The organism is Rummeliibacillus pycnus (assembly GCF_002884495.1).
Lineage (GTDB): Bacteria > Bacillota > Bacilli > Bacillales_A > Planococcaceae > Rummeliibacillus > Rummeliibacillus pycnus.
Genome location: NZ_KZ614145.1, coordinates 2,164,311 through 2,190,245, shown reverse-complemented (window position 1 = coordinate 2,190,245; position 25,935 = coordinate 2,164,311). Strand labels below are relative to the sequence as shown.

29 protein-coding genes and 1 pseudogene are annotated in these 25,935 nt (G+C 33.9%); 21 read left to right on the top strand and 9 right to left on the bottom strand.

Translation table 11 applies throughout. The features are described from left to right. Positions 1–118 precede the first annotated feature (118 nt). The 3 genes from mecA to pepF all read left to right on the top strand — a co-directional run bounded on the left by mecA (position 119) and on the right by pepF (position 3,995). On the top strand, positions 119–769 hold the full coding sequence (gene mecA / locus CEF14_RS10855; RefSeq protein ID WP_102692881.1) for an adaptor protein MecA: 651 nt from the start codon (positions 119–121) through the stop codon (positions 767–769). Between the two features lie 249 nt (positions 770–1,018). Beyond that, positions 1,019–2,113 carry a competence protein CoiA gene (locus CEF14_RS10850; protein WP_170061498.1) on the top strand — a complete coding sequence of 365 codons (1,095 nt, stop codon included), beginning with the start codon at positions 1,019–1,021 and terminating at the stop codon, positions 2,111–2,113. Between the two features lie 64 nt (positions 2,114–2,177). Next, positions 2,178–3,995, top strand: a complete 1,818-nt coding sequence (gene pepF, locus CEF14_RS10845) for an oligoendopeptidase F (protein ID WP_102692879.1) — start codon at positions 2,178–2,180, stop codon at positions 3,993–3,995. A gap of 597 nt (positions 3,996–4,592) precedes the next feature. On the opposite strand, the gene CEF14_RS10840 is transcribed toward pepF, so the two are convergent. The 4 genes from CEF14_RS10840 to CEF14_RS10825 all read right to left on the bottom strand — a co-directional run bounded on the left by CEF14_RS10840 (position 4,593) and on the right by CEF14_RS10825 (position 7,523). After that, positions 4,593–5,411 carry a DsbA family protein gene (locus CEF14_RS10840; RefSeq protein ID WP_245890141.1) on the bottom strand — a complete coding sequence of 273 codons (819 nt, stop codon included), beginning with the start codon at positions 5,409–5,411 and terminating at the stop codon, positions 4,593–4,595. After that, the gene (locus tag CEF14_RS10835) at positions 5,411–5,809 is read right to left on the bottom strand and encodes a globin domain-containing protein (RefSeq protein WP_102692878.1); all 399 of its coding nucleotides are present in this window, start codon (positions 5,807–5,809) and stop codon (positions 5,411–5,413) included. The genes CEF14_RS10840 and CEF14_RS10835 overlap by 1 nt, the downstream gene beginning before the upstream one ends. Before the next feature lie 205 nt (positions 5,810–6,014). Further along, complete coding sequence (locus CEF14_RS19395) at positions 6,015–6,929, bottom strand: lytic transglycosylase domain-containing protein (RefSeq protein ID WP_170061497.1); 915 nt, start codon at positions 6,927–6,929, stop codon at positions 6,015–6,017. A gap of 3 nt (positions 6,930–6,932) precedes the next feature. Beyond that, on the bottom strand, positions 6,933–7,523 hold the full coding sequence (locus CEF14_RS10825; protein WP_102692877.1) for a CYTH domain-containing protein: 591 nt from the start codon (positions 7,521–7,523) through the stop codon (positions 6,933–6,935). A 159-nt stretch (positions 7,524–7,682) separates the two neighbouring features. Here CEF14_RS10825 and CEF14_RS10820 point away from each other — a divergent pair, with 159 nt between their 5' ends. The 6 genes from CEF14_RS10820 to CEF14_RS10795 all read left to right on the top strand — a co-directional run bounded on the left by CEF14_RS10820 (position 7,683) and on the right by CEF14_RS10795 (position 12,720). Beyond that, positions 7,683–8,069, top strand: a complete 387-nt coding sequence (locus tag CEF14_RS10820; RefSeq protein WP_102692876.1) for a UPF0738 family protein — start codon at positions 7,683–7,685, stop codon at positions 8,067–8,069. Positions 8,070–8,089: 20 nt separating this feature from the next. Next, positions 8,090–8,770 (top strand): GTP pyrophosphokinase, encoded by a 681-nt coding sequence (locus tag CEF14_RS10815; protein ID WP_102692875.1) that lies wholly within the window; start codon positions 8,090–8,092, stop codon positions 8,768–8,770. Next, a complete protein-coding gene (locus CEF14_RS10810) occupies positions 8,767–9,573 on the top strand; it encodes an NAD kinase (RefSeq protein ID WP_102692874.1) in 807 nt (268 codons plus the stop codon). Before CEF14_RS10815 ends, CEF14_RS10810 begins: the two co-directional genes overlap by 4 nt. Further along, the gene (locus CEF14_RS10805; RefSeq protein WP_102692873.1) at positions 9,570–10,472 is read left to right on the top strand and encodes an RluA family pseudouridine synthase; all 903 of its coding nucleotides are present in this window, start codon (positions 9,570–9,572) and stop codon (positions 10,470–10,472) included. Before CEF14_RS10810 ends, CEF14_RS10805 begins: the two co-directional genes overlap by 4 nt. Before the next feature lie 415 nt (positions 10,473–10,887). Continuing rightward, complete coding sequence (gene mgtE / locus CEF14_RS10800; protein ID WP_102692872.1) at positions 10,888–12,264, top strand: magnesium transporter; 1,377 nt, start codon at positions 10,888–10,890, stop codon at positions 12,262–12,264. 51 nt (positions 12,265–12,315) lie between these two features. Next, the gene (locus CEF14_RS10795; RefSeq protein ID WP_102692871.1) at positions 12,316–12,720 is read left to right on the top strand and encodes a hypothetical protein; all 405 of its coding nucleotides are present in this window, start codon (positions 12,316–12,318) and stop codon (positions 12,718–12,720) included. A 227-nt stretch (positions 12,721–12,947) separates the two neighbouring features. Here CEF14_RS10795 and CEF14_RS10790 read toward each other — a convergent pair whose 3' ends face one another. Further along, a complete protein-coding gene (locus CEF14_RS10790) occupies positions 12,948–13,475 on the bottom strand; it encodes a CotY/CotZ family spore coat protein (RefSeq protein ID WP_102692870.1) in 528 nt (175 codons plus the stop codon). Positions 13,476–13,605: 130 nt separating this feature from the next. On the opposite strand from CEF14_RS10790, the gene CEF14_RS10785 reads away from it, so the two are divergent. The 7 genes and pseudogenes from CEF14_RS10785 (at position 13,606) to CEF14_RS10755 (ending at position 16,681) form a co-directional block, all read left to right on the top strand. After that, the gene (locus CEF14_RS10785) at positions 13,606–14,013 is read left to right on the top strand and encodes a YhcN/YlaJ family sporulation lipoprotein (RefSeq protein WP_102692869.1); all 408 of its coding nucleotides are present in this window, start codon (positions 13,606–13,608) and stop codon (positions 14,011–14,013) included. Next, complete coding sequence (spoVAC, locus tag CEF14_RS10780) at positions 14,013–14,468, top strand: stage V sporulation protein AC (protein ID WP_102692868.1); 456 nt, start codon at positions 14,013–14,015, stop codon at positions 14,466–14,468. Before CEF14_RS10785 ends, spoVAC begins: the two co-directional genes overlap by 1 nt. Next, a complete protein-coding gene (locus tag CEF14_RS10775) occupies positions 14,468–15,472 on the top strand; it encodes a stage V sporulation protein AD (protein ID WP_102694371.1) in 1,005 nt (334 codons plus the stop codon). Before spoVAC ends, CEF14_RS10775 begins: the two co-directional genes overlap by 1 nt. Before the next feature lie 10 nt (positions 15,473–15,482). Next, positions 15,483–15,848 (top strand): stage V sporulation protein AE, encoded by a 366-nt coding sequence (spoVAE, locus tag CEF14_RS10770; protein ID WP_102692867.1) that lies wholly within the window; start codon positions 15,483–15,485, stop codon positions 15,846–15,848. Positions 15,849–15,986: 138 nt separating this feature from the next. After that, positions 15,987–16,058 (top strand): annotated as a pseudogene (locus tag CEF14_RS19475) (YjcZ family sporulation protein); the annotation flags it as partial. Between the two features lie 13 nt (positions 16,059–16,071). Further along, positions 16,072–16,317: a stage VI sporulation protein F gene (locus tag CEF14_RS10760; RefSeq protein ID WP_102692865.1), complete on the top strand. Its 246-nt coding sequence runs from the start codon at positions 16,072–16,074 to the stop codon at positions 16,315–16,317. Positions 16,318–16,387: 70 nt separating this feature from the next. Then, positions 16,388–16,681 (top strand): hypothetical protein, encoded by a 294-nt coding sequence (locus CEF14_RS10755; protein WP_102692864.1) that lies wholly within the window; start codon positions 16,388–16,390, stop codon positions 16,679–16,681. A 134-nt stretch (positions 16,682–16,815) separates the two neighbouring features. Here the strand turns inward: CEF14_RS10755 and CEF14_RS10750 are convergent, their stop codons facing one another. From CEF14_RS10750 to CEF14_RS10740, 3 genes are all read right to left on the bottom strand, one after another. Further along, a complete protein-coding gene (locus tag CEF14_RS10750) occupies positions 16,816–17,250 on the bottom strand; it encodes a GNAT family N-acetyltransferase (RefSeq protein ID WP_102692863.1) in 435 nt (144 codons plus the stop codon). A gap of 3 nt (positions 17,251–17,253) precedes the next feature. After that, positions 17,254–17,769 carry a YjcG family protein gene (locus CEF14_RS10745; protein WP_102692862.1) on the bottom strand — a complete coding sequence of 172 codons (516 nt, stop codon included), beginning with the start codon at positions 17,767–17,769 and terminating at the stop codon, positions 17,254–17,256. An 87-nt stretch (positions 17,770–17,856) separates the two neighbouring features. After that, on the bottom strand, positions 17,857–18,579 hold the full coding sequence (locus CEF14_RS10740; RefSeq protein WP_102692861.1) for an alpha/beta hydrolase: 723 nt from the start codon (positions 18,577–18,579) through the stop codon (positions 17,857–17,859). 104 nt (positions 18,580–18,683) lie between these two features. Between CEF14_RS10740 and CEF14_RS10735 the strand changes: the two genes are divergently transcribed. From CEF14_RS10735 to CEF14_RS10715, 5 genes are all read left to right on the top strand, one after another. Next, a complete protein-coding gene (locus tag CEF14_RS10735; RefSeq protein WP_102692860.1) occupies positions 18,684–19,229 on the top strand; it encodes a phosphatidylglycerophosphatase A family protein in 546 nt (181 codons plus the stop codon). A 78-nt stretch (positions 19,230–19,307) separates the two neighbouring features. After that, positions 19,308–20,087, top strand: a complete 780-nt coding sequence (locus tag CEF14_RS10730) for a thermonuclease family protein (RefSeq protein WP_102692859.1) — start codon at positions 19,308–19,310, stop codon at positions 20,085–20,087. Positions 20,088–20,284: 197 nt separating this feature from the next. Further along, a complete protein-coding gene (locus CEF14_RS10725; protein ID WP_102692858.1) occupies positions 20,285–20,857 on the top strand; it encodes a histidine phosphatase family protein in 573 nt (190 codons plus the stop codon). 513 nt (positions 20,858–21,370) lie between these two features. Then, entirely contained in the window at positions 21,371–21,991 is a 621-nt protein-coding gene (locus CEF14_RS10720; RefSeq protein ID WP_102692857.1) for a DUF47 domain-containing protein, read from the top strand. Between the two features lie 17 nt (positions 21,992–22,008). Beyond that, a complete protein-coding gene (locus CEF14_RS10715; protein WP_102692856.1) occupies positions 22,009–23,007 on the top strand; it encodes an inorganic phosphate transporter in 999 nt (332 codons plus the stop codon). 524 nt (positions 23,008–23,531) lie between these two features. Here CEF14_RS10715 and CEF14_RS10710 read toward each other — a convergent pair. Then, positions 23,532–25,700: a YhgE/Pip domain-containing protein gene (locus CEF14_RS10710; protein WP_102692855.1), complete on the bottom strand. Its 2,169-nt coding sequence runs from the start codon at positions 25,698–25,700 to the stop codon at positions 23,532–23,534. Between the last annotated feature and the right edge of the window lie 235 nt (positions 25,701–25,935).

Genomic DNA, 25,935 nt, shown 5'->3' with positions numbered 1-25,935 from the left:
TCATTTTTCGTCATCTCGTCATACAATAGTAAGAGACGCTGTTTATGAGGTACACCTTCAAGTATCTGGCTAGCAGACAAAATCTTTTTAAAGTAGTGACCGGAGGGAGTTGTGTAATATGGATATGGAACGCATTAATGAGAATACACTAAAACTCTTCATTTCTTATCTTGACATTGAAGAACGCGGTTTCACGAAAGACGAAATATGGTATAACCGAGATAAAGGCGAAGAACTCTTCTGGGTAATGATGGAAGAGATTACTGACGATATAGATTTTGAAATGGATGGCCCATTATGGATTCAAGTGGTAGCAAAAGAAAATGGACTTGAGTTGACTGTTACTTCTGCCAAATTTACTTCGGATGGTTTTCTTGATTTACCATCAAGTCTAGAAGAGAAAAGAAAGTTTTTTGAAAATGCATTTAATGGTGATATCAAATCACATGAGTTTGATGAAATTTTCGTTGATTCTGAAGAAAATTATGATGGCTATACGTTTGTACTAAAAGAGTTCGATGATATCATCGACATAGCATATAGAATGCCAGAAGAAGCAAATTTCGAAAATTCCTTATATGAAATGAATGGAAAGTATTATTTGCATGTAGAATTTGACGAAGAATTATCAATGGAAGAATTAGAAAATTATTTGAGTGTTATTTCTGAAGGTGCTGAGGAAGCTGATACGACGGTTCATTTGTTAGAGGAATACGGAAAAACAATTATGGCTGATCACTGCTTCGAAACTGTACGAAAATATTTTTAATAAATAAAAGAAATTAAGGATGTCTTGAAAGTGGAAAATGACTTTTAAGACATCCTTTTTGTTGAAATGGGTTAGTTTTTACATAAAATTATTTGTTTTGCGTAGCTTTAATTATCAAAAAATGTTGATGTTCAAAAAAACACTTTAGAACAGTAATTTTAATTGCAATTAGATTAGAAAATTTTTACAATCTAGTTAGGAGGTGATATTATATTAACGGCTTTAGATGAAAATGGGCAATTATTTGTATTGAACCGAAATTACCTTAGAAATCAACTATTAGAATTACGCAATCGTGAGCAGTTTTATTGTCCGCAGTGTAAAGAGCCCGTCCAATTGAAAATTGGACATGTGATGATTCCACATTTTGCTCATAAAAAACAAAGTAACTGTCAACAGTCTTTTTCAGAAGGAGAGACAGCCATACATCTACTAGGAAAGTCTCAATTGTACGAGATGTTCCGAAAATTACATCTAAATGTACACTTAGAGCCATATTTACCAGCATTATCTCAACGACCAGACCTTCTAGTAGAAAAAAAACAACAACAATTTGCGATAGAATTTCAATGTAGTACGATCCCTATTCCCCAAATAGAATCTCGTACATCAGGTTATCTACAAGCTAATATCATTCCAATCTGGATTCTAAAAACTCCAAAAGACAAGCAACCTTACGTAGATGGTATTCAACAAGTAAAACTATCCCCATTTAAACAACAATTTATCTCATATACTCAAAGTCATCCCCAAATGATTACTTTTAATCCTGAAACATCGACCTTTTTATATTTTTCGCATTTACTTCCAATAGGTGGATACCGTTATATTGCAAACGTAAGGCATTTATCTCTTGATACTCAACATTTTCCTTTTTTAAACGTTACAGACCCTTCTGAAGAAGAATTTTTTTTATATTGGCAGATTTGGAAACGCAATAGGCAACAATTTCTGAAGAAAAGATTGTTTTTAAGTAAAAAAGGAATTCAAGATCCTTTTTTAAGAGCGTGTTATTTTATGCGTTGTCATGTGGAGAATTTACCAATATTTATTGGTATTCCTGTGTCAAAAACCAGCAATTTTTCTGTTTGTGAAGCAGAATGGCAAATGATATGGTTAATGTTTTTATCTGAACAAGGATATAATCTGGATTATCTATCAAGTTATATCATCAATGAATTTACAAAAAGATATCCACTATTATTTATAAATAAACATGCAGAGGATTCTCTACGAAATTATCACAAAATCATACAAAAATTGAGTATAACGCAACTTAACAGTAAATTTGACGAAACAGCTCTATATCAGTATGTATACGTTCAATTTCTTGCAAAGCTTTAGGAAAATTGAGAAAATATTAGGGTACTTCATTGCTCTGGAGCAAATCAAAATAGGGGGTCATATCATGGCTGAAAATCAACAAACTAAGGTATTAACAAGAGAGGAGGTACCAACTGAGTTAACTTGGAGATTAGAGGATATTTTTGCAACAGATGCTGCATGGGAAGAAGCGTTTAAAGAAATTAGCGAGCTAGGTAAACAAGCTGCTAGTTATCAAGGTACGATTAAAAACGGTGCTGAAGCATTGTTAAAGGTTTTACGTTTCCGTGATGATGTGTATAGTAAATTAGGTAAACTTTACGCCTATTCTCACATGCGTAATGACCAAGATACAACTAACTCCACTTATCAAGCAATGGATAGCCGTGCAAAGACATTATATGCCCAAATTTCAACAAGTCTATCTTTCTTAACGCCTGAAATATTATCATTAGATGAAGCAGTTATTGAAGGATATCTTAAAGAAAACAAAGATCTTCAGTTATATAAACAAGAAATTGAAGAAATCAATAAAGAACGTCCACATATTTTACCTGCAGAACAAGAAGCATTACTTTCTCAAATGTCAGAAGTTACAGGTGCATCAGCAAATACATTTAGTATGTTAAATAATGCTGATCTAGAATTCCCTATGGTCAAAGATGAAGAAGGTAACGAAGTTCCATTAACACACGGAAATTATGTTCACTTCTTAGAAAGTAAGGATCGTTCTGTACGAGAAGCTGCTTTCCATGCCATGTATAGCACATATGGCAATTTTAAAAATACCTTTGCCGCTACACTATCTGGAAATGTGAAAGCACATAATGTTAGCGCACGTATTCGTCATTATGATTCTGCTCGTCAAGCAGCCATGTCTGCGAATAGTATTCCTGAAAAAGTATATGATCAATTACTCGATACAATCCATAAATATTTACCACTAATGCATCGATATATTTCATTGCGAAAGAAAATTCTAGGTGTCGATGAATTGCATATGTGGGATGTTTATACCCCACTTGTACCAGAATCTAAAATCGATATGACTTATGAAGAAGCTAAAGGTCATATGTTAAAAGCTTTAAGTGTAATGGGTGATGACTATGTAGGAATCATTGAAAAAGCGCTGAAAGATCGTTGGGTAGACGTAGTAGAAAGTAAAGGAAAACGTAGTGGTGCGTACTCATCTGGTGCGTATGGTACAAATCCATATATCTTATTAAACTGGCAAAACAATTTAGATAATCTATTTACACTTGTTCATGAATTTGGACATAGTGTTCATAGTTATTACACTCGTAATAATCAACCGGCTGTATATGGGGATTACTCTATTTTCGTTGCTGAAGTTGCTTCTACGTGTAATGAGGAATTATTAAATGATTATCTATTAAAAACAATTGATGATCCAAAAACACGCATTTACATTTTAAATCATTGGTTAGAAGGTTTCCGAGGTACGATTATCCGCCAAACAATGTTTGCTGAGTTCGAACACATCATTCATGAAATGGATCAAAAAGGTGAAGCGTTGACAGCAGAAAGTATGACGAAAGTGTACTATGATTTAAATAAACAATACTTTGGTGAAGATATGGTTGTAGATGAAGAAATCGGTTTAGAATGGGCACGAATCCCTCATTTCTACTACAACTATTATGTATATCAATATGCAACAGGTAAGAGTGCAGCTATTGCGTTAAGCTCACAAATATTGTCTGAGGGCGATATAGCTGTTGAAAGATATATTAATAAATTCTTAAAAGCAGGTTGCTCAGATTATCCAATTAATGTACTAAAAGCAGCTGGAGTGGATATGGAATCAGCATCTCCAATTGAAGAAGCATGTAAAGTATTTGAACGTAATCTAAATGAGCTAGAAAAATTGCTTGCTGAGTAATTTAAATGTTAAAGCCACAGAGAGTGATCTCTGTGGCTTTTTTTACTATAAATTAAGTAGAACGACTGGGGGGAATAAACCATCAATAAAACAAATAATAAACTAAAGATCATTAATGGGAAGAGTAGTACAAAGTTAAGCAAAGCCAATTATAAAGCAAAATGAGCATAGATAAAGTTGGCATATGCACATTTCTTGTCGGCAAATTTATACAGTATTCACCAAATAACGCCAAAATGTCTATATAGGAATTAAAACCTATAAGTTATTATCATCGGCAAATTCATTACATAATATACATAAAAAAACATCAAAACCATTGGAAACGCTTACTATATGACAACTTTGTGAATATAAGTCTGAACCGTTGCTATAGAAGCTTTTTCGTGCTAAAGTTTAGATGTGAAATAAATCACAAACAAACATACACCCCTTTGTTTGAACGTGAACATTTCTCCCATCCCCTTTGTGAAAAGAAGCATCTCTCGTAGAGATGCTTCTTTTGTTTTGTCAAAAAATAGCGAAATGGTTTTAATTCAACACAATACAAAAAATTCCAATAAGGCAAGCCATTATTGGAATTCAAGAGATAAATATTTATTTTAAACGCCAGAGCGATAATTCATCACATATTATTCGATCAATTTTTTGTTGAAGCATTTTTTTCTTTAATTCACGTTCAGCAGTATGAAGAGAAATATGATAAATAGCTGCAACTTCTTTTGTTGTTAAGGTATGAAAACGATGGAATAAATCCTCTACTGAAGGTGGTTGCTGACAAATTAATTTTTGATCGAGTAATTCTTCTAATATCTTTTCATAAACTTCATAGGTATAAGAACCAGAAACTTTTAAACCTTCATCTTCTATATTTTCATTGAAGAATACAAAGCTTGGTACTTCATCTACTTCCATTTCCCGTGTAATACATAAATCACTTTGGAAGGCACGTGAAGCTTCCATTGAAAGAAAATCAGATTGAAATTCCTCAATGTCTAATCCAGCTTCATGTGCAATTTCTTGTAAAGTACTACATTGACAAACGTTTTTTGTATTAATTAGAGCGTATTCTTGTAATTTCACCAAAAAACGATACCCTGCTTTTTTTCCTTGTAGTTCGGCTGCTTTTACAGCAATTGAAGGAAGAACAGGATGAGAAACATCAACAAGTTCCTCGTGCGATTCACAACTATTAATACGTTGACATGCAGTGTTTAATGAATTGAGTTCTGTACTTAAGACGATACGTAATGAAAAATACTGACCATAATTTATCTGTAATTGACGTATTAGTGATTGTAGTTCCCAACTGCCTGGAGCAAGTAAATCCATGAAAACATAAAGCTCGATTGGTTTACTTAGTGGAATCGTGGATGATGCAGTAGGTTTTTCGCTTAAATACTGAATGTTATTCACTATAAAACCTCCTCGTCATCATCCGGTGCGTTGATCATATGATGTGCGGTAAGGACAAGACGTTGATAATAGATATCGCGAAATTTACCTTCAAGACCTATTTCGTCCATTGCCTCAGACATACATTCTAACCACGCTTGTGCACGTTCTGGCGTTATCTTAAATGGCATATGTCGTGCTTTAAGCATTGGATGTCCATGTTCTTCTGTATAAAGATTTGGACCACCTAAATATTGTGTCTGAAATTGTTTTTGTTTGCGAGCTGTCTCGGATAAATCATCAGGAAATATAGGCTTTAGCTTCGGATTATTAGCAACTTTAGAATAGAAAATATCAATCATTTTATAAAGTTTTTCTTTACCAATTTCCTCGAAGGGAATTATAGGTTTTTGCGTCATAGATGATTCTCCTTTGCTTTAGCTGTAATTCTATTTTATCAACCTCCGTTTATTTTCTCAAATAAATGACTCGTTCTCTATTTCAAATTTCATATTTTTTGAAGAAAAAAACCAATAATTGTCGCATGATTAGAGAAATTCATCATGATTATTTGAAAAATAAAGGATGAATGAATAGTAGCGAAATTATTGGTATTTTGTCAAACTAAGCTTTGTATGTATTCATAATATTATGAACGTAGTTTGTAGTTTCTTTATAAGGTGGAATCCCACCATATTTTGAAACAGCACCAGGTCCTGCATTATAAGCAGCTAACATTAATGAGTAACTGCCATCAAATTGATCATAAAGTTGTTTTAAATATTTGGTTCCTCCCATAATATTTTGTTCTGCGTCATATACATTGGAAACACCTAAGTATTTTGCTGTACCGGGCATTAATTGCATTAAACCGCCTGCTCCAACAGAACTGGTTGCTTGATTATTAAAGCCAGATTCTTGTTGAATAACAGATTTAATCATCTTTTCTGGGATGCCGTACGTTTGGGCTGCTTTTTTTATAATAGCATCATAATTACGATTTGATGAAACGCTAGTTGATCCAGCTTGTGGGTTCGTTGCTTTGTTTAATGTTTGATAATAATTATTTAAAACAGATTCAGGTGTATAAACAGGTGATGTTCCATTGTAATACAAAGACTTGTTTGTATTATTTGATGGATTTTTGGTTAATGTACTTAAAAGTTGACTATAATTCCCTGAAGTAGTGTTTCCTAGATTATTTAATACTTGGTTGAAATCTATTGTACTGGCTGAGTTTCCAATACTACCAAGAAATTGATTGTAGTCTGTTGAAGATGCACTTCCTAATAAGCTATTGATCGGACTATAAGATGATAAATAGGAAGAACTACTGGAGTTTGAAAGAGAATTAGATAGTCCAAGTAATTGGGTTGCATCAGATGTACTAGGTGTTGAATCAGTCAGTTGTGCCAACATCTGAGCAAAATCAGATGTTGAATTTGTAGGATTCATATCACTAGTACCTACAGAACTCATGCTTTGTAAAGCTTGAAGTTGAGCCAAAGATTGTAATGATTGTAACGACTGTGTGTTCATCTATTACCCTCGTTTCTTATTAACAGCGCTCATAAAACGAGCGATTTTTTTATCAGCTGGTCTAATAGGTATTAAATGGTGTTTAAGTAATTTTTCGAAAATCACCTTACCAGTTGCTTCATCCGTTACTTCGTATTCTAATTCATAATCATTGGTGTCTGCATAATGTGAATGATCAAATACTAAAAGACCACCTTCATATTCTATTTCGGCGCGTTTTGTAAAGAGTGTACCTAAAATTTGCAAATCTTGTGGATCAATTTTTAAAGCATGTAGGCGTTTTTCCACTTCAACTGCATGAAGGACTGAACTACCGGTTAGAATAGATTGAACGACATCCTTTGACAGCAAATCAGTTGTTTCTGTTAGACCGATTCCCACAGCAGGCTCTTTTAATGTGCATTCAAAGCGATTTTGTACTTCGCGTATACGTAAACCAGAACCGACATTTTTTAATGCAAAATCAGCTGTATCAAAGTAATGGTTTGTCTGCTCATGAAAATTGACTTCGGTTAGTTTAAATGATGTTAGTAGGCGATTAAATTCGTCTTTTGTTAGCATATTCTTAAATTCAATCTCTAAATGTTGGGGCATTTTGACCACCCTTTCTATTTATGAATTATAAAGGAATTTTATAACAAGTTCCAATATGGATAAATAGATTAATTACATAACAATTATCCAGAAAAATGGTTAGAAATTTGAGAGCCTATGATAAAATAGATACCAGGTTCACAGAAAGGAAGATTGGATTTGCGTAAAACTTTTATTGTTGAAAAAGGAACAAAACAAGATTCACATATCCATTTTTATTTAAATGAAAATAGTAGTGATATAAAATGTCATCCAACTGGACAAATGATTACTGATTCGGATGATATGGCATTTGTTTATTTAATGGATGAAGAAGATGGGTATAGTTATGTGAAATTCCCACAAACAGTTTGGCCACTATTAGTAGAAACGTTACAATCAAAAGTAAATCCTATGTTACAATGGAATACTGAACAGATTGAATTGATCAAATTTAACGATGAATTGCAATCACTTATATATAATATTGAAGGTAACTATAATTATGGAGAAGTTTTTACAACTGCGGTTGAAGAAACTTTTGCAGAACTATTGAGTGAAGCCTAAATGTGTTAGGGGGACTTATCATGGGACAATGGGATCGCTTTTTACAGCCCTATAAGCAAGCAGTAGACGAACTAAAGATAAAATTAAAAGGTATTCGTGCACAATTTGAAAAATCAAACACGACTTCGCCTATTGAATTTGTCACTGGACGTGTAAAACCACTTGCGAGTATTTATGATAAGACATTAGAAAAAGGATTAGTATTTGAACCATCGGATACACTAGCACATGAGCTACAAGACATTGCTGGTGTCCGTATTATGTGTCAGTTTGTAGATGACATTCCAACTGTTATTGAACTATTACGTCAACGAAATGATTTACATATCATTGAAGAAAAAGACTACATCACAAATGTCAAGAAAAGTGGATATCGTTCATATCACATGATTATTGAATATCCTGTAGGTACAATACAAGGGGAAAAAACGATATTAGCTGAAATTCAAATTCGTACACTAGCCATGAACTTCTGGGCTTCAATTGAACATTCCTTAAATTATAAATATAAAGGAATTTTTCCTGAGGAAATTAAAAAACGTCTTCAAAATGCAGCAGAAGCAGCTTTTAAACTAGATGAAGAGATGTCTGAGATTCGAGAAGAAATACGTGAAGCACAGGCATACTTTACAGAATATAAGGAAGCATCTAAACCAAAAGTACGTCAAGATCATCCGAAAGGAGCCCAGGAAAAACTATGAGATTTGCTGTTCAATCACGTAACGATCCGCAATCAAATGAACTTATGGAACGTGCCATTAACTATTTAACTGATTTTGGTCTAGAAGTAGATGAAGAAAAACCGGACATTGTATTATCAATTGGAGGAGATGGGACGCTTTTACATGCGTTCCACCGTTACACACATATGTTATCAGAAGTTTCATTTGTTGGTATTCATACGGGACATCTTGGCTTTTATGCAGATTGGAAACCGAGCGAAATTGAAAAACTAGTGATTTCTATAGCAAAAGGTGAATTTAAGGTAATTGAATATCCACTCTTAGAAGTTACAATCAATTACCAAACGAATGATGATTGTTATACTTATTTAGCACTGAACGAATCCACCGTTAAATCTCCAGAAGTTACATTAGTAATGGATGTAGAATTAAATGGACGTCCATTTGAACGTTTTCGTGGAGATGGTCTTTGTGTGTCTACACCATCAGGTAGTACAGCATATAACAAAGCACTTGGTGGGGCAATCCTACACCCATCTTTGCAAGCATTACAGCTAACAGAAATGGCTTCGATTAATAACCGTGTTTTTCGTACTGTTGGATCTTCTCTTGTTTTACCAGCACATCATAACTGTATCTTAAGACCCGTAATGGCGGAAGATTTTATGGTTACTGTAGACCATGTTCAATTATTGCATAAGAATGTAAAATCTATTCAATATCGTGTTGCGAAAGAAAAAGTTCGATTTGCTCGTTTTAAAGCTTTCCCATTTTGGCAACGTGTACATGATTCGTTTATTGATAGTGATTTACAAGAATGAATAATGACTTTCGCTATCACCTAACCTTTACAGCCTTAAATGATGGCCAATTACTTCGAGAAGCGTTAATGGAATATGGTATTTCGAAACGAGCATTAACAGCAATAAAATTTCAAGGTGGAGCATTACTTGTAAATGAAGTGGAACGAAATGTCAGGCATTCTCTAATAAAGGGAGATAAAATAACCGTTATTTTTCCTCCTGAAGAAATAAGTGCAGGATTACTACCTGAAAAAGGTGAGTTAAACATCCAATATGAGGATGAGGCATTGTTAATTATAGAAAAACCACCTTATCAAAGTACAATCCCCTCCCATGATCATCCTACTGGTAGTATTGCTAATATTGTAGCTGCACATTTACAAGCGCAACAAATTGTCTCTACCGTACATGTAGTGACAAGATTAGATCGAAATACTTCAGGATTAATGTGCATTGCAAAACATCGTCATATTCATCATCTTATGAGCGAGGCACAAAAGAGACATTCTATTAGAAGAACTTATGAAGCATTTGTTCATGGACATGTATCTGATGATTTCCAACAAATCATTGCACCTATCGGTCGAAAAGATGGTAGTATTATCGAAAGAGAAGTACGTCAAGATGGTCAATTTGCACATACGGATGTAGAAGTGATAAAACGATTTACAGTCCAAGATGAAAAAATTAGCCATGTCCGATTACTATTGCATACTGGGCGAACTCATCAAATACGCGTGCATATGGCATCCATTGGTCATCCATTATTAGGAGATGATTTATATGGTGGCACAAGAGAGCTTATGGATAGACATGCCTTACACTGTGTGTCTCTCGTTCTTCAACATCCATTAACTCATGAAAAAAGAGTGTGGCAAAGTAATCTACCTGATGACATGAGAAAAGTATTGGAATAGAAGTATTGCTACTTTCTAACATAAATTAAGGGTTGCATTTTAAACCTTAAATAACGATTAATAAGCACATCTACTGTCTAGTGAAAAATCGAACCGTATGAATCAACATCTGTTGGCTCATGCGGTTTTTCGTTTCAGAGTGACTGGAGAATAAGTCACCTTATGCCACTTTCGAAGCAACCTGATAAAGTAAAAAATCTTAAATTTTAGGATAAAAATTTTGTATTGCCATCTTATTTTGTTTATTTAAAAAGAAATATTTCCTTGGAAATAAAGAAAGGTGCATTTGAGAGATAATGCGTTAAAGTGGTACTATAAGATTTGTTCTATAAAAAGTAATTGACCCTTAATTATTATTCAAACTATTATAATAAGGTGTTAATGCTAGAATAGCAGTCGAGAGGAGGGGACATGCATGATAGACGAAACAATGGAAAAAGATGAAGTGCAATTTGATGAGGAACATCTACGATCGTTACTACAAAATAGCGAAATGGATATTTTTCGAGAGGAATATTTAGCACTTCATCCATATGATCAGGCACAGTTTTACGAGAAGGTGGAGCCTGACATACGACAAAGTATTTATCAGTATTTGTCCCCGAAAGAGATGGCAGAGGTTTTCGAAGCTATTGAATTAGACGCTAATGAATATAAAGACTTTCTTGAGGAAATGTCACCTGCATATGCAGCACAAATGATAGCTGAAATGTATACGGATGATGCGGTTGATATCTTAAATGAACTAGACAAAGATCAAATTAGTCACTTTCTTAAAATAATGGATAATGAATCTGCACAGGAAATTCGAGAGCTTCTCTATTACGAGGAATATACAGCTGGTTCAATAATGACCACAGAATACGTGGGCATTCCCGAAAACTCAACAGTGCGTTCAGCGATGACTATTTTACGAAATGCTGCACCAGATGCAGAAACAATTTACTATCTTTTTGTGGTGGATGAATCAAATCATTTGACTGGTGTAATGTCATTACGTGATCTAATTATTGCAGAAGAAGATACACTCATCCATGATATTATGAACGAACGGGTAGTTAGTGTGAATGTCACTGATGACCAAGAAGATGTTGCACAAATTATGAAAGATTATAATTTCTTAGCTGTACCAGTCATAAATTCAAAAAATGAAATGCTCGGTATTATTACAGTAGATGATATTATCGATGTTATCGATGAAGAAGCTTCAGAGGATTACTCTAAATTAGCAGGGGTTTCTGATATGGATACATTTGATACAAGTCCAGTTGTAGCAGCAAGGAAAAGATTACCTTGGCTTGTTGTATTGTTATTTTTGGGGATGTTAACAGCAAATTTAATCCATCTATTTACGGGTACTTTGGAAAAAGTAGCTTTACTTGCAGCTTTTATCCCTTTAATAGGTGGTACATCAGGTAATAGTGGAACACAAGCTTTAGCAGTGTCAGTACGAGGAATTGCTACAGGTGATGTTGAAAATACAAAAAAGTTAAAATTATTGTTTAGGGAATTAATTACTGGAATCATTATGGGCCTTGTATGCGGTACTATTGCGTTAGGTATTGTATATTTTTGGCAACATACATTCTTATTAGGTATCCTAGTTGGTGTTGCTATTTGCTGTTCAATTGTAGTAGCTACGTTAGCTGGCTCATTTATACCAATTCTTATGCATCGTTTAAATATTGATCCTGCGGTAGCATCTGGACCATTTATCACAACCTTAAATGATATTACAAGTATATTAATCTATCTTGGTATTGCTACTGCCTTCATTAATCATCTAATGTGAACCAATTTGGTCTTCTAGGCATAGTATAAAGATAAAAAAGGATGTGTTAATGTGGGAAAAAACCCACTCCTTTTTATCAAAAGCCCACCAGCTTTCTTTAGGGAAATCGATGAATCCGATGATATCGAAAAGTTTAATGATGATGAAACCAAATTAGCCATTTTGGAACAACAAGATGAATCATTACTCATTTCACAAGAAAAAGCTCCTGTTTTAGAAGATGCTGAAATGTTAAAGCGAAAAGAAAGGCTTCTTTTTTTATCTAATCCATTTCAGCAGAGAGCCTATCAACCGCTAGTGTTTGTTGTGAATGACGGAAGGAAGATAACAGGAGAAGTACAAGAAGTTAATATTGATACGCAAGAGGTCATGATTAGAACTTCAAATGATGTAGTTCACCCAATTCCTATTGCAAATCTGGATGATTTGATTTGGAGAGGTAAATCTTTTTTATAAATTGTATCGATCATCATTTGATTCTTACAACTAAGAGTCAACAAGAAAAAAACGAGTACAGAAATTTTTCTGTACTCGTTTTTTATTATTAACTAGATTTTCCTCAAGAGTTGTCGCATTTCCTAAACATCGTGAATAAGTCAATATTGATCTTTATAAAATAGAAAGCGATGGCTTGATAAAATCAAACCATCGCACTTATTTCCGACGCTGCTTCACCTTAAAAATTAATCTGTGCAAACCCCTAAGAATACATCTTTTATACATTGAACGCCACAGAAGCAATTTAAATCAACAGTAATACAACTATTTGTAGCTGCAAATTTTCTTACTTTGCAAAGATTTTTTAAGTCTAAGTCAGAACCATGAGAAATAAGCTGAACATCGTGATTGTCATGAGTTAGTGGTTCTAGTACACGTAAAGTTGCACAACATCCATCAAAAACATCTTCTACTCGGAAAAATACTGAGAAGCATGAGCAATCCGGACTTCCGCCTTCTTTGAAGAAAGCTTTAAATGGTGTACCATCTTTTGTAAGTAGCATAAATACTCGTGTATCAGCATTATGGCTTCTGGTAGGACTCACTAAACCACCAAGTGGTTCTAAAAAGCAGTTTGTAGGGCATTCGCAACCTTCATTAACACCTTGTGTTTGAATATCTAGAATCGCGCGAACCACATCACATACACAGTTATTAGAATGAATTGGAGATACTCCTGAATTAGAACTAGAACTTTCTCTTCCGCACCCCATCTTGATTTTCACCTCCCTTTCTAATTCTCTATACCATATGAGATATTTCGTTATAGAATCGGGCTGTTGTCACTAATCTGAATATTTTTATTTAAAAAGCATCATACTAACCTCAAAAAGGGTGAGAAGTATGAAAAAGGGACTTTTGTTGCTCGTGATCTTATTGTTGGTTGGTTGTAGCAATGGGAAAAATGCCTATTTTACTACAAATAATAACAACAAACTTCAGACTGAACAGCAAGATGTAGAAAAAATTGTAAAAAATGATCCTCATATTAAAAGGGTCGTTGCTCTTTTTACAAAAGATGCAGCACTTATTGGTATTGAAGTGAAGCCATTTTCTAAGTGGAATAAGAAAAAATACGAGAAAAAGTGGCAAAAAGAAATAGAAAAGGCATTACCCGATCAAAAGGTGTTAGTTAGTACAGATTTGAAAATAATTTGGGAAGTAGAAAAATTAACCAAGAATAATGTAGATGATGAAAAATTAAAAAAGGAAATTACAAAGCTTAAAGATCATTCTAAGGAGGAAACATAATGGATGCAAAGCAATATGAAGACTTACAACAATCATTATCTCCGAAACCATCTATCTTAAAAAATTGCCTAAAGGCTTTCCTCGTTGGTGGTATTATTTGCACTATAGGACAGCTTATTACCTTTTTTTATATCGCAAATTTTAACTTTACGGAAAAGACAGCTGGAAATCCGACTGTTGCGACAATGATTTTCCTTTCAATGCTCCTAACTGGTTTTGGACTATATAAAAAAATTGGTCAATTTGCGGGTGCAGGCTCTGCAGTACCTGTTACAGGTTTTGGCAATGCTGTTATCTCTTCTGCAATTGAGCACAAGACAGAAGGATTTGTCTTAGGCGTTGGAGGGAATATCTTCAAACTTGCTGGATCCGTTATTGTTTTTGGCGTGGTATCTGCTTTTGTAGTAGCCCTTGTGAAGCTTATTTTAGTAACAATGGGGGTGACGAGTTGGTAATGGATCAAGGGGTATTATATTTTCCATCGAAACCAGCCATTATTGCTTCTGGAGTTGTTGCTGGACCAGTAGAAAAACAAAGTGTTTTTGCAAAAGATTTTGATATGCTCTATGACAATGAAAGAGCAGATGAAGATACTAATGAAAAAGGGCACCAAACAATGGCTGAACAAGCATGCCAAATTGCTTTGCAAAAGGCGAAAATTAATAAACAAGATGTGGATTTTCTTATGAGTGGAGATTTAGTTAATCAAATGACACCATCTAATTTTGTAGCAGCCACTTTAGGAATACCCTATATCGGTCTTTTCTCTGCATGTGCAACTTCAGTTTCAGGAGCGATCATTGCATCGTTATTAACAGAATTGGGAGGCAGTAGATATGCGCTTGCGGGAGCAGCTAGCCAGCATAATTCAATCGAACGTCAATTTCGTTATCCTGTTGAATATGGTGGACAAAAACCTGGCACTGCACAATGGACTGTAACAGCTGCTGGGTATGTATTAATAGCAAAAGGACAGATTAATACGCCAGCTATTGAAGCAGCAACTGTTGGAAAGGTGATTGATTTACAACAAACGGATCCATTTCATATGGGGGCAGCAATGGCTCCAGCTGCATGTGATACCATTACACGTCATTTAAAAGGTCGAGGCCAAACTTTAAAAGATTATGACTTAGTGATGACTGGAGATCTTGGAAAAGTAGGACTCTCAATCTTAAAAGAAATGTTGATGAAAGAAGGCATGGTCAAACAAGAAGTTCAGCAAATTAGAGATGCTGGCGCTGAATTCTATGGTGATGATGATGGATTTTTAGCTGGTGCAAGTGGAGCTGGTTGCTCTGCATCTGTTTTTTTTAGTTATATTTTAAAACAATTGAATGATAAAAAAATTGAACGCGTTCTCGCTGTTGCAACGGGAGCACTACTTTCACCTTTAACAGTACAACAAAATGAATCCATCCCTTGTACAGCCCATGCAATTGAAATCTCGATGAAATGAGGAATTTTTAATGATTGTATCACTTGTAATGGCTTTTATCGTAGGCGGCATTATTTGCGTAATTGGACAACTACTGATGGATGTTGGAAAATTAACACCTGCACATACTTTGGCCATATTGGTTGTAGCGGGAGCAGTTTTAGATGGGTTTAATTTATATGAACCACTAATTGATTTTGCGGGAGCAGGAGCAACCATCCCTATTACTTCTTTTGGTAATTCCTTGACACATGGTGCAATTGCTGAAGCTGAAAGACATGGCTGGATTGGTGTTTTAACAGGAATGTTTGAAGTAACAAGTTCTGGAATTAGTGCAGCCATTTTATTTGGAATGATTGGTGCATTAATATTTCGATCAAAAGGACAGCAACCATAGTACAAATGCCCGATTCTTCTTTTTACTTCCGCATAACATATGGGAGAAAAGAGAGGAGGGATTGCAATGTCAGGATGGGGAGGTTACGGTTGTGGATATCCATCTGGTGGCTACGGTGGTGGCTACAGCGGAGGCTACGGCTCAACATTCATTTTAATCGTTGTTTTATTCATTTTGTTAATTATTGTTGGCACTAGCTTTATTTACTAAGGGAGGCGTTTAGATGAATCCATCTTTCTTTCGAAGAATCGAAGAGAAAACAGGAGTTCCAATGGAAGAAGTCTTTGCGCTAGCTAATGCTATACAAAATGCTGATTTTCAAGATGAGCGACAAGTTCGTAAAATTGTTCGTAAGGTTGCAAAGCTTGCAAATAAACCAGTAACGAAAGAGTTAGAAGAACAGATTGTAGCATCTATTCTTAAAAACGGAAAATCTTTAGATTTTAGTAAAATTCAAAATATGATGTAAAGTAGAACCATCCCCTGTAATATCTAAGAAATCCGCTGCATAAAAAGTATATTACAGGGGGTGGATTTTAATGGGCTATATATTACCAATAAATGATTTCCAAGTAGCACAATATTTAAATCGTTCTCTTTCAAATAAAAAACATTATTCATATATAAATAGTGTTCAGCATGTAAAAAGGGAATCTAGATTTAGCAGAGCGTTAAATGAAAGTACGAGACGCTCAAATTTAAAGTATTGGAAGCAAAAGAAATTATTATATTCCCATTTAGAAATAAATTCTAATTCTCATCATATATCTCCATATGAAAACAATGTGGAGAGTGTTACAGGAATAGGATTAAACTATAATTTATTTGTATAGACAATGCTAACTTAATGGTGAGCTTGATCTTAACACAATCATTATGACAATTTACAAACTGGTAAAACTTACTTCCATATAAAAAGCTACGATGTGTTATGATTTTTTCTCATAGTACATCGTAGCTTTTTTTTTTAAGAATCAAACACTTTTTCCATTGCTCGATGAGGGATACCTGCATCTAAAAATTCTGGAGAAGTGATGTAATAATTCTGTTTTTCATAAAATGGGATTGCATGAGTTTGTGCCTTTATTTTAACTTTTTTAATATTAGATCCTTTAATGTATTGTTCTAAGCTTTTCATCATTAGGACACCAATTTGTTTTCTACGAAAAGGAGGCAATACACAAACACGATCAACAGTAGCGGTAAGATCTTCGATAAAACGAACTCGACCTGCTGCGATAGGCCGGTTCTCAAAGTAAGCTACAAAATGTGTAGCGATTTCATCGTACTCATCTATTTCTAAAGGTAGAGGAATACCTTGTTCTTTGACGAAAACCTCTTTTCGAACAAAGAAGGCATCTTGTAATTCTTTTTCTGTTTCAACTATCTTCGCAAAAACCAAAAGTCATGCTTCTCCTGTTAATCGGTAAGTTTCATAAACAGTCCAAGAGCCGTCCTCAAGCTGATATAGTAAATGAATACGATTGATGGTTTCACTGAAATCGACTTTTGTCATACGAAGTTGCCCATAAATATCGTCATGTTCTCCAGAATTCATGTCCTGTGCAATGGTAATATGAGGGACGAATTTGTATAGTGCCTCTCCACCAAAATCTGCAGAATGGAATGCCTCATGTAAATTTAAAAGTTGTTCTGTTGGTTCCACTTTTAAATAGATTGCATTATTGACAGGTGCAAAAGAACTTACTTTTGAAACTTGAATTGAAATGGGCGCAAAATGAGTGCAAATCGCTTTAATCGCGTTTGAAACATTGTCAATTTGAGAATCTTCTACTTCAGACACACCTTTTAATGTGATATGAGGTGTAATCTTAGAGTAATGTGAGTCATACCTTTTTCGATAAGAATTCGCAAAGTCTTGTAATTGTTTAGATGGGAAAGCAACAATACCATATTTCATCGTGCAGAACCTCCTTGGAGTTAGTTATTAATTGTTCTCAATTTTCAGTATAGCAGAAAATTGAGATCATGAAATGCGATAACTACTTTATAAACCAAAATTTTGTTTGACTGCTCTTTTTAAATCTTTTTGCCAGTATTTCCAAGTGTGTTGTCCTTCAAATTCTTCATAAAAAGTTGTAAAACCTTTATCAACCAATAATTGATGAAGTTTACGATTGGGTGTAAGGAAGTCTTTAATCGTTTTATCCATTGTTACTACTTCATGTTCTAAAGACCCCACAACATGGTAAATCGAAAAGGCATGTGGATCTTTTACTTCACGAACTTGATCGAGTACCAAATCGTCAACAAAAGGAGATTGCAGAATCACCTTACCGAAGATATTGGGGTAGGCGATAGCAGCAAGTAAAGATACGGTAGCAGCCTGTGAATCACCAATTAGGGCACGACTCATGCCAATTCCATAAGTTGAATAATTTTCTTCTATATAAGGCACTAGTTCGTGTGCTAAAAAGCGTAAATAAGCATCATGTAAATCACCATTAGGTAAGTACTTCTTTCTGCGATCCTCAATATTTTTATAAGGAACGCCAACAATGATTATATTTTCAATTTCTTCATTGGCTAAAAACTCGTCAGCTACACGGCTTATACGACCGAGTTGAAAATAATCTTTACCATCTGAAGCAATCAAAACGGAATATTTATAAAAGGGTGAATAATTTGCTGGGATATAGATTAATAATTCCACCTTTTCTTGCAGGGCCTCGCTGTAAAATTCAATATCTGTAATTGTTCCTTGTCCCACATTGAACACTCCTTTAATGTGTATGTAGAGAAATTGTAACATATGAGTTTGTAAAGGTATAATAGTAGTTAGACTGAATTATTTAGTAGAAATGAGGTTTATTCATGTACAATGAAAAACTTAAAGTGTCTTCAGATATTGTGGCGAAAGTAGCACGTGAAGCGTTAGAACGTCGTGGCGTAACAATCAATGATATTGCGGAAATTGTCTATGAAATGCAGTATCCATACAATAATGGGTTGACGATAAATCATTGCATAGTATCAGTAGAACGTGTATTAAACAAAAGGGAAGTTCAACATGCCCTTCTTGTAGGAATTGAATTAGATGAACTGGCAGAGAAAAAGATGTTATCCAAACCATTGCAACAGTTAATTGAATCTGATGAAAGTCTATTTGGCGTAGACGAGACGCTTGCAATTGGGTCTGTTCTTACTTATGGAAGTATTGCTGTTACAACTTATGGACATTTAGATAAAAAGAAAACTGGAATCATTCAACAACTTGATTCAAAGAGTGGGCATGGTGTTCATACTTTTTTAGATGATTTAGTAGGAAGTATTGCTGCATCTGCATCTTCTCGATTAGCTCATAGAATTCGAGATTTAGAAGAAGCAGGTGAATCAATCGTTGGTAGAGAACACATTTAGGAGAATAACAGCAGCGCCAATGGTTTGGCGCTGTTCATACAATAACGAAACAAGCAGTGAAAGAATGTGGTGAAATTTATGAAGATATGGCTAATACTATTATGTAGTTTTGTATTTTTAACTTTAGCAGGTTGTACGATTGGACAATCGTCTAAATCTACCAAAAATGCCAATCGAGTTTCTGTTAAAGTTCTTAGTGTAATGGACGGTGATACGATCAAAGTAAAATACAAAGGTGAAATAAAAAAAGTACGTTACTTATTAGTAGATGCACCTGAAATGTACCATAAAAAATTAGGTGAGCAACCTTTTGGGCGTGAGGCACAAACCAGAAACAGAGAAATTTTAAATAATGCAAAAGATGTTGCGCTTGAATTTGATGTTGGTGATAAAGAAGACAAGTATGGACGATTATTAGCATATGTTTATGCAGATGGAAAAAGCGTACAAGAACAACTAATTCGAGAAGGACTTGTTCGTGTAGGTTATATTTACAAACCTAATACAAAGTATTTGGACACGTTTAAAAAGATTCAAGAAAAAGCTAAAAATGAGAAAAAAGACATTTGGAAATATGAAGGATATGTGACAGATCGTGGTTTTGTTAAATCAGTCGTGAAGGATTGGCGTCCAGGAAAAGATTCAACAAAAGGTCTATCTACAAAAACAACAAATCAATCGCAAAATAATAGTACAAGCTCTAACAATGGTATGTGTAAAATTAAAGGAAATATTAATAGTAAAGGAAAAAAATTATACCACTTACCTGGTATGAATAATTATGATGCAGTAAAAGCCGAGCAAATGTTTTGTACAGAAGAAGAAGCACAAAAAGCTGGCTTTACAAAAGCAAGCTAATGTAAAGCTTAGGGGACTATGATTTTATAATATTGATACATATTCTTGCAGTCTCTATTTCAATAAAAATCCCTGATTATGGGAAGCCACTGAAAAAACTGGTTATTGTTTTTTTAGAATCAATAGCTAACAATTTTCGTATAGTGACCTTAGTTTTTATGGTACGATGTTACTCATAGAAGAAATGGGGTATGTGTATGACAAAAATATATATTGTACGTCATGGGGAAACGGATTGGAACTGTGAAGGAAGACTTCAAGGTGGTACAGATACAACTTTAAATGATAGAGGAAAGCAACAAGCGATTGTATGTAGCAATTATTTTAAAGATCTAAATTGTGATGCAATATTTTCTAGTACTTTGCAAAGAGCAATGCTTACAGCAACACTTATGAATGAATCTTTGAAATTATCCCTTATACCTTTAACAGAGTTCGCTGAACGGACTTTTGGTGTAGCAGAGGGAATGACATATGAAGAAAGAGTACAAATGTATCCGAATAAGGATTATCCGAATCAGGAAACTATTGAGCAATTAAAAAATAGAATATCAATTGGTTTGAAAAAAATCAAAACTCAATATCCTGATGGAAATGTAATATTAGTGACACATGGTGCTGTTATTCATACACTTTTTACAATGGTAGAAAATGCCGAAATTTTCCCCCAAAGTGCTCAGCTATCCAATGGTGGAGTAAGTATAATTACAAACCATCATGGAAAATGGTGGTTAGATAAATATAATCAAATTAAACATTTACCTAAATAAGGAGAGACACGTAAAATTTTACGTGTCTTTTTTTGAATCTAAATTTTGATTGACGAAAATTACTTTAATATATCTATTTTTTAGTCTTATATTCAAGTTTGGATGTTCTGCTATAGCCATCTTTTTCAACGGTCTTGACTTTAATCTACGTGTCACTTCAATTGAGCAAAGTAGATTTCTTTAAAGATTATATATTTCAGTTAATTTTTACATTTTGAAACTAAAAAAATTATATTGACATATGTGTGAAACGTATGAAGTTGTTTTAAATTCAGAGATAACAATACCTATTTTTCGCTAATATATTCTTTTTTAGTTGATTTTATTCTAGAAATATTATATTTTTACTAAATGAATTAAAGAATTTTTTCGATTTTGTGAACGCTTATATTACAAGATTGTAAATGTTACGTTAATTAGTGTAAATTTTCGAGAAAATTTATTAATTTATTGTTAAGCTATTTTTGCGTTCAAAACAACAAGTTTTGACACTAACTTTTTCAGGAGGAATTTATGTTTAGTCGAAAAAAAGCAGATCCATTTTTTGAAGTATTAGCAAAAATCTCAGTCAACGTTAAAGAAGCACTGCACTATGCAAATGATTTTCGTATTCAAAATTTAGAGGATCTACGAGAAATTAGTATTCGCATGAAGAAATATGAAACAGAAGGAGATACGCTGATTCATGAACTAATCGTCATGCTAAACAAATCATTTATGACCCCTATTGAAAGAGAAGATATCCTTGCTTTAGCAAATAGTATGGATGATGTTCTTGATGGTATGGAAGAATGTATTGCTCATTTTGATATGTTCTCACTTACAAATGTGGATGAATCAATGAATACTTTCATCAGTTATATTGTTAAAAGTACAGATGAAATCGTTAAGGCAATGGATAAATTACAAAATAAGAATTTAACTAGCATGCGTGAAAATGCTATTTTAATAAAAGATTATGAGAGTAAATGTGATGAAGTTTTGCGAACTTCTATTAAACAATTATTCTTACACGAAAAAGATCCAATTCGTATTATTCAATTGAAAGATATTTACGAACAACTAGAAGATATAGCTGATGATTGTCAAAACGTGGCGAACACGATGGAAACAATTATTATGCGTAATGCATAAGGAGCGAATGGTAACGAATGGATTCAATAATTGTACTGACCGTTTTAGTCGTAATTTTCGCTTTGACTTTTGACTTTATCAATGGTTTTCACGATACAGCTAATGCTATTGCAACTTCCGTTTCAACAAGAGCACTTCCACCAAAAGCTGCTGTTATTCTAGCAGCAACGATGAACTTTATAGGAGCAATTACTTTTACCGGTGTAGCAAAAGCTATTACAAAAGATATTGTCGATCCATTTGCTTTATCCAATGGCTCTGTTGTCATTTTAGCGGGATTAATAGCAGCAATTATCTGGAATTTAATCACTTGGTATTACGGTATTCCATCTAGTTCTTCACATGCGATCATTGGAGCTATCGCAGGTTCAGCTATTGCAGCTGCAGGATTCGGAATATTAAATTATAGTGGATTTATTAAAATTCTAGAAGCTCTATTATTATCACCATTCATCGCAATTGTAGCAGGTTTCCTGATGATGTCTTTATTTAAAGTGCTATTTAGAAAAGCGAATCTCTATAAAACGAATAAAGGAATTCGCTTACTACAAATTTGTACCGCAGCAATCCAATCCTTTACTCATGGTACGAATGATGCGCAAAAGGCTATGGGAATTATGACAATGGCTCTCATAGCAGCTGGATGGCAAACAGGGGATGATATTCAAAGTTGGGTTCGAATCGCAGCAGCTACTGCAATGGGGCTAGGTACTTCAATTGGTGGTTATAAAATCATCAAAACAGTTGGTGGTAAAATTATGAAATTACGACCTATAAATGGCGCAGCAGCAGATTTAGCTTCAGCATCTGTCATTTTTGGAGCAACTTTAATTCATTTACCTGTAAGTACTACACATGTTATTTCTTCTGCTATTATGGGGGTAGGTTCTGCGCAACGAGTAAAAGGTGTTAAATGGGGCGTGGCACGTAAAATTGTCTTGACTTGGATTATTACCATGCCAACAGCAGCAGTTTTAGCTGCAATTTGTTACTTCTTTTTAAATATGATTTTCTAATTAACTTTCAATAACTGTCTTACAGCTATAACCTTTAGCTGTAGGCAGTTTTTTGTTTGGCTTTTTTAGAAAATGCTCTGATCATTATGCTTTGTTCTAGAGGCAGCTTTATATAATCTGCCGCCTTTTGGTCACGAAAAAATTCATAATATCAACGTTAAAATATATAAAAGGTAATATGTATCGAATGAACAGTTGTTATATAGGAAAAGTATTTTGTTAGAAAGTTTGGGGTGTTACTTGTTTAGGAGAGAGTCTACAAAATCTAATAAATCTGCCTTTTGGATCTGCCTTTTGAATAAAAAAAGCAGGCGCTCATCTGCCTGCTCATAAGAAAAAGTATTCCCGGCAATCCGTGCCGTAAAGGAATACTTTTTTGTGATCATTACAAGTAACGATCACATAGGTTTGGCACCTAAGATAATATTATACTAGAAATTTTGAAAAAGACAAGATTTTTACTAAGATAATTTAATAAGGTATTACATGATCTTAACGCTACATCAGGTTTCTTTTAATAAAACCTAATGAAAAAGGCCAGATTCTCTTGATTTTCGTAACATTTTTTGTGTTAATTTGCGTAATTGTTTTTTGAAAATACTTCCGAATAATAAGACGACAATCAATACTAAAAATAAAAAAATTAAATCATGTGTAACCTTTGACCAAATAATACCCCCAATAGCTTCTCTGGCTAATGAAATAGCATAAGTAAATGGAAGAAATGGATTTATGAATTGAAAAAACTTAGGTAAAAGAACTACTGGGTATGTTCCACCTGACCCAGCAAGTTGTAGAACAAGCAAAATAATTGCTAAGGCCTTTCCTACATCTCCAAATACTGAAACAAGTGTATAGACAATTGACATAAAGACAAGGCTTATAAATAAACCAAATACAATAAACCAAATCGGATCATATGCAGATACTTTTAAAATAAAAATATCACCTAAAACAATAATAATCGTTTGTATAATCCCTATAGTCCAAAAAGTAAGCAGTTTTCCAAAATATACTTCCCGAATCTCAAAATGATCTTCTTGCTTTGTATCAACAGATAAAAGTGAAATTAACAAAAGACAGCCAACCCATATAGCTAATACTGAATAAAATGGTGTCATACCAGTACCATAGTTCTCTATGGGGAAAACGCGATGTTCATTCATCTTAATGGGTTCTTCAAAGAATGATTTTTCAGCAAGCGGATTATTGATTAATAATTGAATAATATTATTTAAATTTGTCTCTTTTTCGAAAATACGAATTTTATTAGCTAATCTGTGTACTCTGTCATAAATATATGGATATTCACCAATAAAAGTTCTTAAGCCTTTTTGTGTATCACTAATAAATCCATCTGTATTATTGAGGAGGTTTTCTACCTTAGGTAATGTTCCCTGTAAGTCTGTAAGAACTCCTTTTGCACTAAGTAATGTTTGTTTTGCGCGATTGACTTGTTCATAGATTGTCGGTTCTATAGTTGTCGTATATTCTTGCATAAAACGATCTAATCCAGTAGATGTACGTGAAGCGATTTGTTGTAATTGATTCATCGTATTGATAATTTCTTGTTCTTTATTTCTAAAATTTGCATCTATTTTACGTGCAGTTGTTTGTGCGTCGTTTAATAAATTTCTAGTTTCTTCTGTTTGAGATAATGCTTGATCTAAAGTATTTGTATTTGTAGCAATATTATTTTCTAGATTGTATTGTTTAAGTGAAAGTAGTAGCTGGTTGAGTGAAGAGACTTTATCAATTGCATCTGAAACTTGTGTATCCAAGTTTTTTTTCACAGCTTTAATTTCTGTAAAACTAATATTTTCCTGATTTAACTGGGTTAGAAATTTGTTAGCATTTGTTGCAATTTCCTGTACGGTTTGCATATCTTTTTTGACTTGAGGACTAATTGTGTTTAGTTGCGTCTCGGCTTGATTGATGAAACTAAGTGTATCATTGACAGTAGTTAGTCCTTGTGAGGTTAAAGACTTAGTTTTAGGAATTTCCTTTTTTGCAAAATAAATAATTTGACTAGCATCATTTATATTCTGCTGAGCAGTTTCTAATTTTTTATATATCGTTGGCAAATCATTTTCAAGTGCAAAAACAACATCCCTGAATTTTTCAATATCGGGTAAATCCCTCTTCATTTCGATACCAATGCGATTAAACATATCAAAAATGATTTCATTAACTGTCCCGATAAATTGGCTACTCATTGATTCAACAAGTACACTAGCACCCTTGCTAGTAATTTTAGGTGCGATTGAATTAATCTTTTCATTTACATAATACTCAAGTTGGGCTTTATGAGGATTATAATTTACTACAGAAGCTAAATCATGCGAGAAATTATTAGGGATAATGATGACAGAAAAATAGTCACCATTATTTAACTGTTCGATTGCTTTTTGACGATTGGTAAATTGCCAATCCATGTCATGATTATTTTGTAATTGGCTAATTAGTTCGTTACCTGCATTAAACGTCTTTCCTTGTACGGTTGCTCCAGTATCTTCGTTGACAATTCCAACTGGAATTTGATTTGTATGTCCATAGGGATTCCAGGAAGCAGCAATATTCAACCATGCGTAAAGGGATGGCAATATGATAAGACCAGATATTATGATAGCTGATACCCAATTTGTTCGGATACTTTTTAAATCGTTTAGATAAATTCTCCAAATGTTACTCATTGATGTTCCACCTTTCTTGATGAATAAAAAAGTATGTATACGGGCATTTACCGTATACATACCCGAAAATAAAAAGATGGAAATGTAGAAACAATTGTTGTCCTGATTAACAGGTATAAGATCCAACCTGAAGATTGAGAAATAAGCAGAGAGAATACGTTGGGGATACCTGCCTGTAAAAGTACGATTCGTTCAATTAACCAGCCATGGGGATAAAGAAAACCCTACTAGGAAG

Coding starts and splice junctions, on each gene's coding strand:
- mecA (WP_102692881.1), top strand. CDS start 119: ATGGATATGGAACGCATTAATGAGAATACACTAAAACTCTTCATTTCT.
- pepF (WP_102692879.1), top strand. CDS start 2,178: ATGGCTGAAAATCAACAAACTAAGGTATTAACAAGAGAGGAGGTACCA.
- CEF14_RS10835 (WP_102692878.1), bottom strand. CDS start 5,809: ATGACGCAAAAACCTATAATTCCCTTCGAGGAAATTGGTAAAGAAAAA.
- CEF14_RS19395 (WP_170061497.1), bottom strand. CDS start 6,929: ATGAACACACAGTCGTTACAATCATTACAATCTTTGGCTCAACTTCAA.
- CEF14_RS10825 (WP_102692877.1), bottom strand. CDS start 7,523: ATGCCCCAACATTTAGAGATTGAATTTAAGAATATGCTAACAAAAGAC.
- CEF14_RS10815 (WP_102692875.1), top strand. CDS start 8,090: ATGGGACAATGGGATCGCTTTTTACAGCCCTATAAGCAAGCAGTAGAC.
- CEF14_RS10810 (WP_102692874.1), top strand. CDS start 8,767: ATGAGATTTGCTGTTCAATCACGTAACGATCCGCAATCAAATGAACTT.
- CEF14_RS10805 (WP_102692873.1), top strand. CDS start 9,570: ATGAATAATGACTTTCGCTATCACCTAACCTTTACAGCCTTAAATGAT.
- mgtE (WP_102692872.1), top strand. CDS start 10,888: ATGATAGACGAAACAATGGAAAAAGATGAAGTGCAATTTGATGAGGAA.
- CEF14_RS10790 (WP_102692870.1), bottom strand. CDS start 13,475: ATGGGGTGCGGAAGAGAAAGTTCTAGTTCTAATTCAGGAGTATCTCCA.
- CEF14_RS10785 (WP_102692869.1), top strand. CDS start 13,606: ATGAAAAAGGGACTTTTGTTGCTCGTGATCTTATTGTTGGTTGGTTGT.
- spoVAC (WP_102692868.1), top strand. CDS start 14,013: ATGGATGCAAAGCAATATGAAGACTTACAACAATCATTATCTCCGAAA.
- CEF14_RS10775 (WP_102694371.1), top strand. CDS start 14,468: ATGGATCAAGGGGTATTATATTTTCCATCGAAACCAGCCATTATTGCT.
- spoVAE (WP_102692867.1), top strand. CDS start 15,483: ATGATTGTATCACTTGTAATGGCTTTTATCGTAGGCGGCATTATTTGC.
- CEF14_RS10760 (WP_102692865.1), top strand. CDS start 16,072: ATGAATCCATCTTTCTTTCGAAGAATCGAAGAGAAAACAGGAGTTCCA.
- CEF14_RS10755 (WP_102692864.1), top strand. CDS start 16,388: ATGGGCTATATATTACCAATAAATGATTTCCAAGTAGCACAATATTTA.
- CEF14_RS10745 (WP_102692862.1), bottom strand. CDS start 17,769: ATGAAATATGGTATTGTTGCTTTCCCATCTAAACAATTACAAGACTTT.
- CEF14_RS10735 (WP_102692860.1), top strand. CDS start 18,684: ATGTACAATGAAAAACTTAAAGTGTCTTCAGATATTGTGGCGAAAGTA.
- CEF14_RS10730 (WP_102692859.1), top strand. CDS start 19,308: ATGAAGATATGGCTAATACTATTATGTAGTTTTGTATTTTTAACTTTA.
- CEF14_RS10725 (WP_102692858.1), top strand. CDS start 20,285: ATGACAAAAATATATATTGTACGTCATGGGGAAACGGATTGGAACTGT.
- CEF14_RS10720 (WP_102692857.1), top strand. CDS start 21,371: ATGTTTAGTCGAAAAAAAGCAGATCCATTTTTTGAAGTATTAGCAAAA.
- CEF14_RS10715 (WP_102692856.1), top strand. CDS start 22,009: ATGGATTCAATAATTGTACTGACCGTTTTAGTCGTAATTTTCGCTTTG.
- CEF14_RS10710 (WP_102692855.1), bottom strand. CDS start 25,700: ATGAGTAACATTTGGAGAATTTATCTAAACGATTTAAAAAGTATCCGA.